Here is a 12,640-nt window from a genome sequence, read left to right as displayed (position 1 = left end):
CTATGCAATACCGAACCGTCCAGAACGACATGCTGGACCACATCTGCTGGCGACACTACGATCGCACCGACGTCATCTTCGAAGTGCTAAACGCCAACCCCGGCCTGTGCGAACAGCCCGAAAAACTGCCATCCGGGTTAATCATTGAATTACCCGACCTGCCCCAACTCCCCTCCCAAATGATCAACATCCCCCTGCAATGACCCCCGACTTTAAAATTGGCGTGGCCAGCTTTAACGACGACGCCACCAACTTGGTCAAGCGTCGTCTATTTCACCTGCAGGTGAAAAAGAACGTCAAAGGCACCGCCGACAGTTTCGAGATCAACCTCAGCGACATCAATCAGCAGCTCATCATTCCCCCGGTGGGCGATGAGGTCACCATCTACATCGGCTATAGCGAAAAAGGTGAGCTCACCAGCATGGGCACGTACACGGTTGATGAGGTCGGCCTGAAAGGCCCACCGGACGCACTGTACTTCAGCGGCAGCACCGAGAAAACCAGCGCAGGCATGAACAACCAGGTCAGCAAAAGCTGGGACGCTGCCACTTTATTAACCGTGGTAGAAAGCATCGCCCAAAATCGTCGGAACAAAAAGGGCGACACCCTTAAAGCCCACGTTGATAAATCCCTTAAAGATATCTGGTTTGATCACCTGGACCAGGTCAACGAAACTGACACGGCGTTCCTGGTCAGATTGGCAAGACGGGTAGGGGGCTTTTACAACTCCGATGGCCACACCATCGGCATCTATGAAGAAGACCAGGGCTACGCCCGTGAAGACGGCACTCAGGCGGACCCGGTGACGCTGTCCCTGCGCGACCTGAGCAACTGGCAGCTAGCCATCGTTAATAAAAGTGAATACGACCACGTCCGGGTCTGGTCCAGGAACCCAAACAGCTCGACTGATAATTCAGAACCCAAATACCAGGAGACCTACTACCCTGACTACACCCCCCCCGCATCGGGTACCGACACCGGCCTGTCTGACGTGCGAATTTACACCATCCAGGATATCCAGAAAGACACCGAAACTGCGCGAAAAATGGCAGAACATAAATACCGGGATCTCAAGCACCAAAGCCAGCAATTAACCATCACCCTGCCCGGCAGGGCCGACCTGGTAGCCGGTGCCCACGTCCACTTTACCGATGCCCGCCCGGAGCTCATGGGTGATGATGGCCAGAAAGTCTGGATACTGAACGAGGTCAGCCATCGTCTGGACACACAAGGTTACGTCACATCAGGCAGCCTGTGGCAACCGATGGATAGCCAGTATTAGTCCTGATGATGGTTAAGGCATAAAAAGGGTACTATTCAGGTTTCAAGTTTCACTGGATATTGAAATGAAATACTGGTTATTCCTGTTTAGTTGGGTAATAGCAGGCGCTGCGGTCGCCGGGGAGTTCAGAACCTGCTCAATCAATCATGGCCAGGTCAGCCAGTGTGGCGGTAAGTACACTGGCACGGCGGTGATTAAGGAAAATGGGGCCTATCGCCAGTGTGAAATCTTTCAGGGAAAAGTATCCGGTTGTGATCAAAAATACAGCGGGCCAGCGGTTATATTAGAAGATGGCATCTATCGACAGTGCCAGGTTCGGATCGGTTCGATTTCAAACTGTGACTTTAGGTTCAGTGGTTCTGTACCTGTTTATACCAATTAAAACGGTTTACTATGAAAAAAATATTACTTTCCCTGGCACTGGTGACAGCTGCTAACAGCGCATTAGCAGTAGGACATAAAATTGTTGCTGAAAGTTTTGCCTGTCAAAGCAAGGATTTTTACTCAAAAACAGCGTTGTATGCTGCCCAGGGAGACAGGGATGCGTTTGTTAAAAGCCTGGGTGCCGGTATATTGACCGGCGAATGCATCATGCTGGAACCGGGTCAGAAAATCTTTATTTCAGACACTGAACTATTGTCTGGCTTGGTCAGGCTTCGCAAGCCGGGTGAGACTGTTGAGTACTGGACTGATGTGTCAATGACAGAATAAATGATAAGACGTGTATAGAAAATCCGAAAATCTATACACGTCTATGCCTACCTGTTCAAATTTTCCCGATTTCTATACATTTTCATATTATTTTTCAGTGTATCCAGCCGGTAATATTCGTCAGCCGCTTCATAGTCAGGTTCGCCATACAGTCGTCTTAGTTTTTCCTCCATATGCTGTTCATGATGGAATCGATTCCGAACAGTATCACCCTTGTAAGCAGTTTTAAGAGTCCAGTGAGATCCAAACCACAAAGCTGCCAGAAAGCCGATCATGAATTCAGCAGTAGATTTTTCGGTATAAATTCCATCACAAGCTCCTGTTTCCATTTCAACGCAAATGTAACCGGTCGGCTTTGTGTTCATAATAAAATCCTCCAGTTGATACCATAAAAACCGTTTTGTCTAGTGTGCAAAATCAAGTTTTTTTGCTCACCATGGTGCCCACCATGGTGCCCACCATTAAGACTGAATACAGTGAACAAAAACGATCAAGCCCTTGGTAACTATGGCTTTAATCACGTAGACAATCTGACGCTAATCTTCATCTGATTCAGATTTCAGATTTAACGACATTTGTCGTCCCCCCCCTCTCTCCCATTCCTGGGAAACTGCCTTTTAATAGACCGCTTAGGCATCAACCCTTTCTTACGCAATTCATAAGCACGGGTCATCACCACCCCGATCGTCCTGCCCAGTGTCAGGGCGACCTGGTCAGGTCCTATCTTTTCGTACATATCAATCAGGTATTGCTGATCCTGTGACGACCAGGGCAGCTTGTGATTCGGATGAAAGTCCGGGTGGTAGTTCATCCGGCCATATCGGTCATAACTTACTTCAGTGTTCATACCATCACCCACTGTGTTGCCTATTCAACGAAACCATATCCGAACATCCCCATCGATATTATCCAGGCAAGTTTCCAAAAAAATCTTTTCTTTATAGAACTTCAAATCATTATTCCAGCTAGACAACCGACCCAGTGCATTCATAATCGCTGTTCGACTGAAAACCCGGTCTTCATTGATACCACTATGGTTATGATATAAATCTTCGCAATGAAGTAGCTGGTAAATAGTTTTATTCGACGAATCAAATGCAGTCCGTTTGAAATAGGCAATTTCTGTTGGAAACTCATCATTATCCTTCGCCGGGTAAGCATGTATTTCATGGCTCATGATCTGCACCTCTTTAGTTTGTCACGAATGACCCTGATCACAGTGCTGCGCTTCATATGTGCCTGCTCATGCCGCAGCAGGCTGTTGAGGTTGGCAGGGTCTTCGACTTTTCGACGGATGTCTTTGATCGCATCCTCGGCACTGCCCCCAAGGATCCGGTCTTCAAAAGTCAGGTTCATACTATCTGACGCCTGATTGCACTTCTGGAACAGTCCAGGAACAGATCCCCCATCTCTTTTAAATTGTCCAGTTCAAACAGCGCCTGCATCAAAATTTTCCGAACTTCCTGTTGCCCCAGTAGCGTCGACGAAACGACAATCATCAGGGTTAAATTTATCTTGGAACTTGAACAATGTGATTCATTAAACGCATGATTGATCAGGTCGGATTTTGGACACAGGATGACGTCGGTCAATAACGTCAGAAAAACGTTACACATACAATTCACGGCATCTTTTATATATTGATCCGGAAGTGGCTTTAAACCACCGGCTGTTAACATAAAACTGTCAACCAGACGACGGAGTAATTTTTGTTCCTGGTCACTTAAATCATTAAACCGAATATTGCTTGATTCATTGTTTGTCATGATACTTTCCGCTTGTTTCGTTCAATAAAAAGCTCGGCCAACCGCCGTGCCCGTTTCCGGATACGGGCCAAAGTACGGACGCAAAGATCCAGCTGTTGCGCTTTCCGGGCAATCGTGCCGGGCCGTCCATACATCATCACCAACAGGCTGACCCGCTCCCCACCCAGTTCAGCAATCATCTTGCTGTTCAGCTGGGACAGTTCGCTGCAAATGTAGCCGTACCACAGAACCCGGGACCCGAACGGGTGGGAGCTCACCGGGTCACGAAAGTGGGCGATGGGGCTGTCACCCGTGCCTTCATACAGCTCATAGGTAATCCGCCAGCCTGCCCAGGCTTCCAGCAGGGCATCGATGGCGTCAGGACGATGGCGCATTCAGCATCTCCCGGATGATGGCCGTATCACAGGCAATGTCCTGCATGGCCATCCAGACGTTTTCGACATACTCCTGGTTGCAGAATGTGCCGTCGTCGTTCCGGCGGGGGCTTCCCTGGTTATAAGCTGATATCACACTGTTCCAGCCTTCGTCCAGGTATCGGCCTGCCAGCCATTGCAAATGGGCGCAACCCCAGTAAACCCCGTCATCAAAACTGCACAGCTCCGGAAATGATTTTCTGAACCCCCTTTCCCTTGCTACTGCCCCCATAACCTGCATTGGCCCCCAACTACACTGCTGTCCATACCATTCCGTGTCCTGGCTGGAAATCGCCTTGTACCAGGGGAAATCATCCGGTGCAGAGTCCTGGTCCATTTCAGCCTGGGTTAAATCACGAAACGGTTCATCTTGATCGACGTCATATAAATACTGATAAGATGGTTCGGCCCGGTAGGCGTACGGATTGCCGTCGCTTTCCACTTTTATGATGCCCTGTACAATCAGCGGCGGAATTTTGAACGCCTGGGCATGATGCCGAATATCAAACGTCTGTATGTTGTTCATGGCTTAACCTTCATAAAATCAGGATGGGTCAGTAAATGACAGAACAGCTCGATGTCCATGCTGAAGCAGCCCCGTACATCGTTTAGCGGAAAATGTAATTGCGGGTGAATCATGACGCGCCAGCACTGGTAATCGGGACGCCAGGCCAGCACAGGAAGTTTATTTAAACGACCAGCGTTGTTGGCTGCCTGGGTCCAACAGTCCGTGATATCCCTGTCTTTAAACCGTCGCCACCGCTTCACCTCAATGCTGAACTGGTCATGCCCCAGGAAGTCATCACCACCCTCACGGCACTGGTCAAGATTACGTTTAAGCTGGATTTGGCCATGGGTCAGCTTATCGACCAGCTGGATAAACTCACGCTCGCCCGTTGCGCCCTTGTCACGACTGAACTTACCCATGGGATGACCATTCGTTCAGTACACCGAACAGGCTCAGGTTTTCAGGCTCAAACTTTCCCAGTCCCTGGCAGATGCCCTGTTGCAAACACGTCACAACATGACTTTTTTCAAAAACAGCCATGTCTTGTTGCAGTTGTTCACGCTGCTGGTCACGGTCAGCTAGCAAGGCCAGGCCTAATGGTTCAGATCGGGATCGACGCGCCCTGGAATAGGCTGCATCACTGTATTTAAGATTGTCCGTTGAATTAAGTTGCATCCGAACCTCCCGCCCGGATGATTCCGGGCTGATGGTTGGTTAGACTTAGGGGCGTCTGCCCCACGGGTTGAATGTACCTTGTGTACACGATGGTCTGTTTGGTAGACTGGTTCCCGCTCGCTTGACTTGGCTAATCACCAGAACTAAGTCGGGAACCATTATTTCCCGATCAGGACAAGCCGCTTTGCCGGGTGTCCTGACTCATAGAAAACCCTATGGGAAAAGGTCAGGGGGCTGCTTAGTTGGCTTGATTAGCGCCCGGCTCCCTGGTTTATCCTTTATCACATCCGCTTTCCTGATTGCTTGTTCCGACGATGCCTGGAGCGAAGCCTCTGACCAAATTTGTGCGAGGTTAGCGAACAAATATTTCAGGTCATCAGACCCGCAATCGGAATGTCTGATCAGGGTGGAAAATGTATCCTGGTCATTGGCTATTGCAGTCAGGCAGGACTCCGATTCACCATCAAAATAGGGATGGTTATCCAGATGGTTATTCATCTTGAACCTCCATTGAGGTTATCATTAAGGTGCTTTCTGGCTGCTTTGGTCAGTCGGTAGGATGGGATGGTTCGTTTATTTTTGTTGGTGATGGGGTATTGTTCGATCAATGGCGGAATATGATTAAGCAGGTACTCAAGACAAGCCTGGATTTGCCCGGACTTCAATTTTCGGCTGAACCAGTTGTGAATGTCAGTCTTTGTGCATTGGCTTGACTTGTCGCTGATACGATATATAGCAAACAACACTTTCCTGGACAACGAGTACGTGGCTTGTGCGGTTTTCTGTTCGCGGATGGAGTTAAAAATGTACACCACGCTTTGTCGGCTATATTCACACCAGGCCAAAGCAGACTGAATATCTGCGACCTGAATCTCAGTGCGACCATTAATAATGGCAAACAGTGACGCCAGGATCAGGGCGTGTAAACGATGACGACGGGTCAGTATCATCACGGTTTCACAATCGGCGCGGTTCAACAGCCGACCGTACTCCCTTTCCCACAGCGTGATTGCGTCATGACTCAGCGAAATCGGGGTTAGGTTCTTCCTGACCTTTCTCCAGTGGGTTTCATGGCTGCCTTTCCTGGCCATTAGAATCCGACTGGCCAGAGTCTCAGCCATCTGGTCTACCGTGTCCTGGTCGATGGGTTCCGGGAACGCTATTTCTTTAACGGGCTGTTGCCACAGGATCAGGAACCGGTTCAACATACCGTTGTTAGCCAACATATTGAATTGATCGTGATTGGACAGTTCCCTGGCGGTGATATGGGCTATTAGGCAGACATGGGGATCACTGACCCGGACTTTATCTCTTTTGGTCAGCGGTTCGATGTTGACCCCGTCGTAAGCGTTGCGCAGAACCATTATCAGGATATTCCCACTGCGTTGGGCCATATTCATGGAATTGGCAAACTCAGGTTCAAAAATCAGCATACGTTTGTCGGTCACTGAAATGGATTTACCTTCACCCTCGCCATCGTCCAAGGCCGCCGCCAGACCCTCCCCGCTGCTAAGACCACCGGAATGCACTTTTAAAAACGGGTAGTCTTTTAAGCCCTTGCTTTTTCCTAACTGAAATTGATTATCCGACATTCACCACCTCACCTGACATTTTCCTGAATTCTGCTATTTATGAGATAAGCAAATATCAGGAAACCCCCTTATGCCTCCCGTTCAATACCGCAGTCAGGTCATGGATCACCTTGGTTTAGTGGCTGGAATGTGCAAAGAGCTTGGAATTGCCGAACATATCGATAAAAGAGCCCCCAAGGTATCTAATGACTGGCATATATCCCATGGTGAGTCTGTCGTTGCCATGATCATCAATGGTCTGGGCTTTACCGGACAATCTCTGCATATGTTTCCCCGGTTCTTCGCCAATAAACCTCTTGATAAACTGATCAGGCCCGGTATTAAGCCTGAGCATATAAACGACAAGGTTCTGGGCAGGACGCTGGATGAACTCTTTGAACTCAATGCCAGTAAAGTCTATTTTGAACTGGCTATCAAGGTCGTAAAACATCTCAAGCTCCCATGCGATGCCCTAAATCTCGACGGCACCAGCATACACGTCGATGGACGTTATAACAGCGACAGCGAAGAGGACGATGAAGACCTCAACTGCATTAGGTTGTGCAAAGGCTACAGTCGTGATCATCGTCCGGATTTAAATCAGGCCATATTGCTTCTGATGACAGAAAACAAAGCAGGCATCCCCCTGTTTATGAAGGCTGCCAGTGGCAATGTAACGGATAAGACCAGCTTCAAACTGGTGGTATCCGAACATCTGAAAAGTTTCAAAGCGGCTTTGGAATCCAGGTACTTCGTCGGTGATGCTGCTCTGTACACCTCAGAAACGGTTAAGGAGCTTGACCAGCAGGATCAGTGGTTCATATCCCGGGTTCCTCTCAATATTGGGGCTAGCAAAGAACTGGTGCAAAGTGCACCGTCACGCGCCATGAAGGCGGTCGAAGGTTTTGAGCATTACGAAGCTGTGGAAGTGTCGTCTGGTTATGCGGATGTGGAGCAACGCTGGGTCATGTTTCGCAATAAGCAAAGCCAGGAGACAGAACAGAAAGCGCTCACAAGGCGTATGCGGAAAAAATCCACCAAAGAATTTCAGAAGCTGGAAAAGCTCAGCAAAAAGGGATTCCGGTGCAAAGCTGATGCCATGGAAGCCTTTAAACAATGGCAGAAACAATCAGAGCTCTGTCAGGCAGAACCTCAGATTACCTCTAAACCCTGCTATAAAGGCAGAGGTCGCCCCGCTGAAGGGGTAGAACCCGATTACCAGGAATATTACATAAGTGGTTGCTGTTCAGTAACGGTGCAAACAAGGCTGGATGCACAAGCCTCTTTGGGGTGCTTTGTGTTGGCTACCAATGATACCGATACTGACCGGCTGAACACTGCTGAATTGTTGAAGACCTACAAATCACAACAACAGGTTGAAAGAGGTTTTCGCTTCCTGAAAAGTCCGGATTTTTTGGTGTCTTCACTGTATCTCAAAAAGCCGGAACGTATCGAAGCACTATTAATGATCATGACTCTTTGTCTGATGGTCTATGCTGCTATCCAGCACAGAATCCGCTATGAACTGAAAAAGCAGAGTCGAACGTTTCCAGACATGAAGAAGAAACCCGGCCAGAATCCGACAGGAAGATGGGTTTTCAGCTGCTTTGAGGGCATTCATGTTTGGGTCATCGACGGGACGGAGAAGCATGTGGTAGGCATCACGGAAAGCCAGTCGACAATCATTTTTATTTTAGGGTCTACGTACCAGTCGATTTATTCCTGATTGGGGTGGTGAATGTCGGGATTATCCAGGTCCAGTGCCAAATATTCTTCTACCCGTTTAAAAATTCGTTTTGGGCCGTGGTTACTGGCACCTTTTCCCAAACCGCTAGGTCCGACCATTAAAACGAACTCATTCAATAAACGCTTTTCATCACCAATGGGTAGATAGATCGTAGGGCCAACCAAGGCCGATACCCGGATCAAAATATTAATGGCAACCGATACCGGAACAGCTTCAGAACATTGTGTACAGGCGTCGACAATAGGTTGGAGCATCCCAGGGAACATCGCCGGTGTGACAACGGGTGGGCTACGGGTATCGTCCGAATCTTCCTCGTTGTCTTCCAAAGTCGAAGGCATGGGCAGCAAGGCATCAAGGATTTTTCGTATACCCTCCAGGTTAATGACGTTGTCAAAATCGTCAGCCATGGCTTTTTACCCACATATCCGACGCATCCATGCCCAGTGGTGGAATCAAAACTTCATCAAAACAACGGTGTGCCATCAGGACAGAGGCCCCAGGACGCCAGGGTCGGCTTTGAGTCGGTTCATCATTGTCCATGACCGCAATCAATCGGCTATCGCGTAGTTGCTGCCTGAAAAATGGAGCCAGGCTGATAAGGTTGCTGACACTGTAGGCAGCTATTACCATTCGACATTGTTCAAACTGGCAATACGTGGCCAAGGCATCAGCCACCCCTTCACAGAGATACACGGTCCAGCTGCTGGATCCCCAGTGTGGCAGCCACCATTGAAAACCGTTTTTAGTCTGCCCGCCCTTCAAAAAACGTTTCTGGCCATCGCACCCAATAAACTGCAAGTTGACCAGCTGGTAACCTGTGTCATACACTGCGCTGACCAACGAATCCTTGTATTGCTTCAGTTTAATAGGGGGAAGTTTTTTCCTGACCAGGTAGGGATGGTCTGGTCTGGCTGGGGCAGATGATTGCCAGATGTTGTGTGCTTTACCAGCAATGGACGAATGGTGATAACCGTCATCATGATGCCTGGTATCGCGTCGAGTCCCAGTGGTGCAAGTTTTGGTCGTGGTGGTATCGATTTCGTCTTTCTTTAACCCCAGGTACTGTGCCACTTGATTAAGGCATTCACTGAAATCCACACCCAGCCGCTTCATCAGCATGGACCAACCATCCCCGGCACCACAGCCCCTGCATAAATGGTAACCGTCATTCACGCTTTTGAATTCGTACCGGTCATGCCCTCCGCAGTTCGGGCATGGCATACCCACTTTGGTCGGGGTGGTTTCGGGTTCTGACAGGCCTGCCAGGTTTTGCAGCAAAATATCCCACTGGCCAGCCGCAGCCTGTTTAACAGTGTCGGAAAACATAAGGCATCACGCTGACGCTTCTGGGGGGAAAATATCACTGGGGTTAATTTTGTTGGTCTCGCACCAGATAAGGATTCGTCGTACAGTGCGATTCCCGATGTTGCGTTCCAGCCGCGACAAAACAGCCGAGTTAATGCCGATTTGTGACGCCAGGTCGTGCTGGGTGAGCTGGTTCTGCATTCGATAGTCCACTAGAAAATGATTGGTGGTCATAGCAATACAAAATCCTGAAAGACAATATCAATGACTAATTTTTAGTAATTAAAATTAGTTAATGCAAAATATTTTTTTTGTCTAAGATAATCATGTCTAAAAACTGAAAGGTGTAATGAAGATGGACTGGCGTGATCGTGTCATTGATTTGATGCAAAAGAAGGGCATCAAAACACGCGTTGATCTCGGTAACAGGGCTGGCATATCGGGTGGGTCACTCAACATGGCGTTGAACGGCACCCATGAGTTAAAACTGACGACGATGGAAAAATTAGCAACTGCCCTGGGCACAACCACAAGGTGGTTATTGTACGGCGATGAGATGGTAGAGGCTCGCCAGGTGCCTTACCTGGAAACAGGTAAGGAAGTGCTTCAATTCATGACCGCCGAAATATGCCCTGAACCCTGTCGTTACATCCAGATTGTTCACGACCTGAATATCACTAACAGGGCCTTTGCATGGCGTAGCAGGAACAATGACATGGAGCCCGTGTTTGAAGTGGGCGACGTGCTGATTATTGACCTGTGTAAGCAGGACAACATACAGATCAACCGACCCACGTATGTCATGGTGGCTGAAGGCAGAGGGCGTTTAGACAACCAAAACGTTTTGAGGCATGAGGATAATATTGTGTTTTACATCAGGAAGCTGACTGACTCTGCGGGTCGTCTTCATTTTGAACCCGTTGATAAACGGTATCCGGTTATTCCACACAAGCCACTGAAGGGTAATGAAAACGATGAGCCGTTCTCGTTTATCACTGGCATTGTTATTCAAAGAATTACTACGTATATGTACGAGCATGACCATTGATCGCGTTGAATTCGACAATGCGCGGGTAAAATTCGCCGACCACCTTTCCTAGTGTCGCAAGGGCTAGAGGTCAAAAAATAACAATTCGCCAGTTCGCCTATAGGTATATGTATTTTTAACAGTATTAGGTATTAAAAAAAATAATTAAAAGACAATTAAATCATATAATTTTTTTTATCTTGAATTTATAAAAAATAAAAACTATTAATTGTTATCGTTTCATTTACGAGAAACGAACATGACTCATTCAGAAATCAACCCCGACGATTACAAACCCGGCACCCTCATCCACAACCACCCGGAACACAAATACCGTTTAGCCCCCGGCTTGTCTTCGACTGAAGTTAAGACTTTTCACAAACAATCCCCCAAACACTACGAACTGAAATACGTCACCCGGCAACTGGAAACCCCCAAAAGTGACAGTATGCTGCTGGGCACCCTGGTGCATTGCCTGGTTCTGGAGCCGCACGAATTTGCACGACGCTATGAACAGGAACTGGATCCGGAGGATTATCCCGATGCCCTGATCACCGTTGAGGACCTGAAACGTTACTGCAAGGAAAACAGTTTGAAAGTCACCGGCTTGAAAGGTGAACTGTCAAAACGGGTAAAAGAACACAACCCGAAAGCGCAAATCTGGGACGACTTAATGAAGGCCCAGAGGACCAGTAAAAAAACCATTGTTAGCAAAATATTGTGGGAAAAAGCCCAAGCCATGGTTGAGGGGGTTGGGTCCAATCCAGACGCGGTGAATTTGCTGTCAGAAGGAAAATCAGAAGTTTCCGTATGGGGTGTGGTATCAATCCGGATTAATAACGAGGAGGAACGTGACACTGTATTGATCAAATGCCGCCCCGATTGGCTTAGACCTGGAATTTGTATTGACCTGAAAACCTGCGCTTGCTCATCGCCAGACTATTTTGCAAAAGACGTTGCCAAATTAGGGTATGACATTCAGCAAGTTCATTATATGGAAACCTTGAAGTCAGCAGGCATCGACTGTGACGACTTCCTGTTTATTGCTGTTGAGAGCGAGCCACCCCACCTGACCCAGGTATATATGATCCCCGATTCAGACATCAAAATAGCCAGGGAACGCTATTTTGAAATCCTGTACCGGATGGAAGAGTGTCGATTTAGTAACCACTGGCCAGGCTACGCCGACCCGGTCAGCTATCTCAAATTGCCAAAGTGGCATCTTAACCAGATGAGGTTGCAGTCATGAGCGATGTATGTGCTGACGACGTTTTAGAAAAATTACTAGACGAATATTCTGTAAATATAGCCGTTGAAGACCCTGACCTTGATCGTAATACTACAGCTACCATCTTTGCTTTGCTCTACATCGCCGACAAACTGGACAGCATCGATACACGGTTGTTGAAACTTGTTACACAACAGAAACAGCAACCAAAAATCAAAACCGCCAATGCAGGCGACCATGATCTTGTATGCGCCAGTGAATTTCCAAGTGATGAACCTTTGGAACCCCTGCCAGAACCCACCTACACCGATGCAGAAAAACAGGGAGCTTTAAATAAAGTTATTGATGTCACCAAAAACTTGCTAGATGAAGTTCGTGCAGAGGAGAACCAGGATGAATGATTTGGC

The 12,640-nt window shown here is 48.1% G+C and carries 21 protein-coding genes; 8 read left to right on the top strand and 13 right to left on the bottom strand.

Features of this window, described 5'->3' with window-relative positions:
- The first annotated feature begins 2 nt into the window (after window positions 1-2).
- The 4 genes from K7B67_RS10125 to K7B67_RS10110 all read left to right on the top strand — a co-directional run bounded on the left by K7B67_RS10125 (window position 3) and on the right by K7B67_RS10110 (window position 1,993).
- Entirely contained in the window at window positions 3-203 is a 201-nt protein-coding gene (locus K7B67_RS10125) for a tail protein X (protein WP_252180213.1), read from the top strand.
- Window positions 200-1,282, top strand: a complete 1,083-nt coding sequence (locus K7B67_RS10120; RefSeq protein WP_252180212.1) for a contractile injection system protein, VgrG/Pvc8 family — start codon at window positions 200-202, stop codon at window positions 1,280-1,282. Before K7B67_RS10125 ends, K7B67_RS10120 begins: the two co-directional genes overlap by 4 nt.
- A 64-nt stretch (window positions 1,283-1,346) precedes the next feature.
- Window positions 1,347-1,664 (top strand): hypothetical protein, encoded by a 318-nt coding sequence (locus K7B67_RS10115; protein WP_252180211.1) that lies wholly within the window; start codon window positions 1,347-1,349, stop codon window positions 1,662-1,664.
- A gap of 11 nt (window positions 1,665-1,675) precedes the next feature.
- Entirely contained in the window at window positions 1,676-1,993 is a 318-nt protein-coding gene (locus K7B67_RS10110) for a hypothetical protein (RefSeq protein WP_252180210.1), read from the top strand.
- A gap of 47 nt (window positions 1,994-2,040) precedes the next feature.
- Here the strand turns inward: K7B67_RS10110 and K7B67_RS10105 are convergent, their stop codons facing one another.
- The 10 genes from K7B67_RS10105 to K7B67_RS10060 form a co-directional block, all read right to left on the bottom strand.
- The gene (locus tag K7B67_RS10105; protein ID WP_252180209.1) at window positions 2,041-2,358 is read right to left on the bottom strand and encodes a hypothetical protein; all 318 of its coding nucleotides are present in this window, start codon (window positions 2,356-2,358) and stop codon (window positions 2,041-2,043) included.
- A gap of 200 nt (window positions 2,359-2,558) precedes the next feature.
- Window positions 2,559-2,840, bottom strand: a complete 282-nt coding sequence (locus tag K7B67_RS10100) for a hypothetical protein (protein WP_252180208.1) — start codon at window positions 2,838-2,840, stop codon at window positions 2,559-2,561.
- A 24-nt stretch (window positions 2,841-2,864) separates the two neighbouring features.
- Window positions 2,865-3,170: a hypothetical protein gene (locus tag K7B67_RS10095; protein ID WP_252180207.1), complete on the bottom strand. Its 306-nt coding sequence runs from the start codon at window positions 3,168-3,170 to the stop codon at window positions 2,865-2,867.
- Window positions 3,167-3,349, bottom strand: coding sequence for a hypothetical protein (locus K7B67_RS10090; protein WP_252180206.1), 183 nt, complete (start codon window positions 3,347-3,349; stop codon window positions 3,167-3,169). Before K7B67_RS10090 ends, K7B67_RS10095 begins: the two co-directional genes overlap by 4 nt.
- A complete protein-coding gene (locus K7B67_RS10085) occupies window positions 3,346-3,759 on the bottom strand; it encodes a hypothetical protein (protein WP_252180205.1) in 414 nt (137 codons plus the stop codon). The genes K7B67_RS10090 and K7B67_RS10085 overlap by 4 nt, the downstream gene beginning before the upstream one ends.
- Complete coding sequence (locus K7B67_RS10080; protein WP_252180204.1) at window positions 3,756-4,133, bottom strand: hypothetical protein; 378 nt, start codon at window positions 4,131-4,133, stop codon at window positions 3,756-3,758. Before K7B67_RS10080 ends, K7B67_RS10085 begins: the two co-directional genes overlap by 4 nt.
- Window positions 4,117-4,698 carry a transglycosylase SLT domain-containing protein gene (locus K7B67_RS10075; RefSeq protein WP_252180203.1) on the bottom strand — a complete coding sequence of 194 codons (582 nt, stop codon included), beginning with the start codon at window positions 4,696-4,698 and terminating at the stop codon, window positions 4,117-4,119. Before K7B67_RS10075 ends, K7B67_RS10080 begins: the two co-directional genes overlap by 17 nt.
- Complete coding sequence (locus K7B67_RS10070) at window positions 4,695-5,099, bottom strand: hypothetical protein (RefSeq protein WP_252180202.1); 405 nt, start codon at window positions 5,097-5,099, stop codon at window positions 4,695-4,697. Before K7B67_RS10070 ends, K7B67_RS10075 begins: the two co-directional genes overlap by 4 nt.
- Complete coding sequence (locus K7B67_RS10065) at window positions 5,092-5,355, bottom strand: hypothetical protein (RefSeq protein WP_252180201.1); 264 nt, start codon at window positions 5,353-5,355, stop codon at window positions 5,092-5,094. Before K7B67_RS10065 ends, K7B67_RS10070 begins: the two co-directional genes overlap by 8 nt.
- A 494-nt stretch (window positions 5,356-5,849) precedes the next feature.
- Entirely contained in the window at window positions 5,850-6,947 is a 1,098-nt protein-coding gene (locus tag K7B67_RS10060; RefSeq protein ID WP_252180200.1) for a DUF3987 domain-containing protein, read from the bottom strand.
- Window positions 6,948-7,017: 70 nt separating this feature from the next.
- Here K7B67_RS10060 and K7B67_RS10055 point away from each other — a divergent pair, with 70 nt between their 5' ends.
- Window positions 7,018-8,652 carry an IS1634 family transposase gene (locus K7B67_RS10055; RefSeq protein ID WP_252180199.1) on the top strand — a complete coding sequence of 545 codons (1,635 nt, stop codon included), beginning with the start codon at window positions 7,018-7,020 and terminating at the stop codon, window positions 8,650-8,652.
- Here K7B67_RS10055 and K7B67_RS10050 read toward each other — a convergent pair.
- From K7B67_RS10050 to K7B67_RS10040, 3 genes are read right to left on the bottom strand one after another with little or no spacing between them, the layout of a single operon-like run.
- A complete protein-coding gene (locus tag K7B67_RS10050) occupies window positions 8,643-9,080 on the bottom strand; it encodes a hypothetical protein (protein WP_252180198.1) in 438 nt (145 codons plus the stop codon). The genes K7B67_RS10055 and K7B67_RS10050 overlap by 10 nt on opposite strands.
- Window positions 9,073-9,999: a primase-helicase zinc-binding domain-containing protein gene (locus K7B67_RS10045; RefSeq protein ID WP_252180197.1), complete on the bottom strand. Its 927-nt coding sequence runs from the start codon at window positions 9,997-9,999 to the stop codon at window positions 9,073-9,075. Before K7B67_RS10045 ends, K7B67_RS10050 begins: the two co-directional genes overlap by 8 nt.
- A 6-nt stretch (window positions 10,000-10,005) precedes the next feature.
- On the bottom strand, window positions 10,006-10,212 hold the full coding sequence (locus K7B67_RS10040; protein WP_252180196.1) for a helix-turn-helix transcriptional regulator: 207 nt from the start codon (window positions 10,210-10,212) through the stop codon (window positions 10,006-10,008).
- 121 nt (window positions 10,213-10,333) lie between these two features.
- Between K7B67_RS10040 and K7B67_RS10035 the strand changes: the two genes are divergently transcribed.
- The 3 genes from K7B67_RS10035 (at window position 10,334) to K7B67_RS10025 (ending at window position 12,634) form a co-directional block, all read left to right on the top strand.
- Complete coding sequence (locus K7B67_RS10035) at window positions 10,334-11,026, top strand: helix-turn-helix transcriptional regulator (RefSeq protein ID WP_252180195.1); 693 nt, start codon at window positions 10,334-10,336, stop codon at window positions 11,024-11,026.
- A 238-nt stretch (window positions 11,027-11,264) separates the two neighbouring features.
- A complete protein-coding gene (locus K7B67_RS10030; protein WP_252180194.1) occupies window positions 11,265-12,254 on the top strand; it encodes a PD-(D/E)XK nuclease-like domain-containing protein in 990 nt (329 codons plus the stop codon).
- Window positions 12,251-12,634, top strand: coding sequence for a hypothetical protein (locus K7B67_RS10025; RefSeq protein WP_252180193.1), 384 nt, complete (start codon window positions 12,251-12,253; stop codon window positions 12,632-12,634). Before K7B67_RS10030 ends, K7B67_RS10025 begins: the two co-directional genes overlap by 4 nt.
- Window positions 12,635-12,640: the final 6 nt, after the last annotated feature.

This window comes from Endozoicomonas sp. 4G (assembly GCF_023822025.1).
GTDB lineage: Bacteria > Pseudomonadota > Gammaproteobacteria > Pseudomonadales > Endozoicomonadaceae > Endozoicomonas_A.
Note: the sequence above shows the minus strand (reverse complement) of the source record. Positions and strands in the feature narration are given on the sequence as shown.

Excerpts from the sequence above, each read along its gene's own strand:
- K7B67_RS10070 (WP_252180202.1), bottom strand. The coding sequence starts at position 5,099 with ATGGGTAAGTTCAGTCGTGACAAGGGCGCAACGGGCGAGCGTGAGTTT.
- K7B67_RS10065 (WP_252180201.1), bottom strand. The coding sequence starts at position 5,355 with ATGCAACTTAATTCAACGGACAATCTTAAATACAGTGATGCAGCCTAT.
- K7B67_RS10110 (WP_252180210.1), top strand. The coding sequence starts at position 1,676 with ATGAAAAAAATATTACTTTCCCTGGCACTGGTGACAGCTGCTAACAGC.
- K7B67_RS10025 (WP_252180193.1), top strand. The coding sequence starts at position 12,251 with ATGAGCGATGTATGTGCTGACGACGTTTTAGAAAAATTACTAGACGAA.
- K7B67_RS10075 (WP_252180203.1), bottom strand. The coding sequence starts at position 4,698 with ATGAACAACATACAGACGTTTGATATTCGGCATCATGCCCAGGCGTTC.
- K7B67_RS10095 (WP_252180207.1), bottom strand. The coding sequence starts at position 3,170 with ATGAGCCATGAAATACATGCTTACCCGGCGAAGGATAATGATGAGTTT.
- K7B67_RS10120 (WP_252180212.1), top strand. The coding sequence starts at position 200 with ATGACCCCCGACTTTAAAATTGGCGTGGCCAGCTTTAACGACGACGCC.
- K7B67_RS10100 (WP_252180208.1), bottom strand. The coding sequence starts at position 2,840 with ATGAACACTGAAGTAAGTTATGACCGATATGGCCGGATGAACTACCAC.
- K7B67_RS10115 (WP_252180211.1), top strand. The coding sequence starts at position 1,347 with ATGAAATACTGGTTATTCCTGTTTAGTTGGGTAATAGCAGGCGCTGCG.
- K7B67_RS10050 (WP_252180198.1), bottom strand. The coding sequence starts at position 9,080 with ATGGCTGACGATTTTGACAACGTCATTAACCTGGAGGGTATACGAAAA.
- K7B67_RS10030 (WP_252180194.1), top strand. The coding sequence starts at position 11,265 with ATGACTCATTCAGAAATCAACCCCGACGATTACAAACCCGGCACCCTC.
- K7B67_RS10105 (WP_252180209.1), bottom strand. The coding sequence starts at position 2,358 with ATGAACACAAAGCCGACCGGTTACATTTGCGTTGAAATGGAAACAGGA.
- K7B67_RS10125 (WP_252180213.1), top strand. The coding sequence starts at position 3 with ATGCAATACCGAACCGTCCAGAACGACATGCTGGACCACATCTGCTGG.
- K7B67_RS10080 (WP_252180204.1), bottom strand. The coding sequence starts at position 4,133 with ATGCGCCATCGTCCTGACGCCATCGATGCCCTGCTGGAAGCCTGGGCA.
- K7B67_RS10035 (WP_252180195.1), top strand. The coding sequence starts at position 10,334 with ATGGACTGGCGTGATCGTGTCATTGATTTGATGCAAAAGAAGGGCATC.
- K7B67_RS10090 (WP_252180206.1), bottom strand. The coding sequence starts at position 3,349 with ATGAACCTGACTTTTGAAGACCGGATCCTTGGGGGCAGTGCCGAGGAT.
- K7B67_RS10055 (WP_252180199.1), top strand. The coding sequence starts at position 7,018 with ATGCCTCCCGTTCAATACCGCAGTCAGGTCATGGATCACCTTGGTTTA.
- K7B67_RS10045 (WP_252180197.1), bottom strand. The coding sequence starts at position 9,999 with ATGTTTTCCGACACTGTTAAACAGGCTGCGGCTGGCCAGTGGGATATT.
- K7B67_RS10040 (WP_252180196.1), bottom strand. The coding sequence starts at position 10,212 with ATGACCACCAATCATTTTCTAGTGGACTATCGAATGCAGAACCAGCTC.
- K7B67_RS10085 (WP_252180205.1), bottom strand. The coding sequence starts at position 3,759 with ATGACAAACAATGAATCAAGCAATATTCGGTTTAATGATTTAAGTGAC.
- K7B67_RS10060 (WP_252180200.1), bottom strand. The coding sequence starts at position 6,947 with ATGTCGGATAATCAATTTCAGTTAGGAAAAAGCAAGGGCTTAAAAGAC.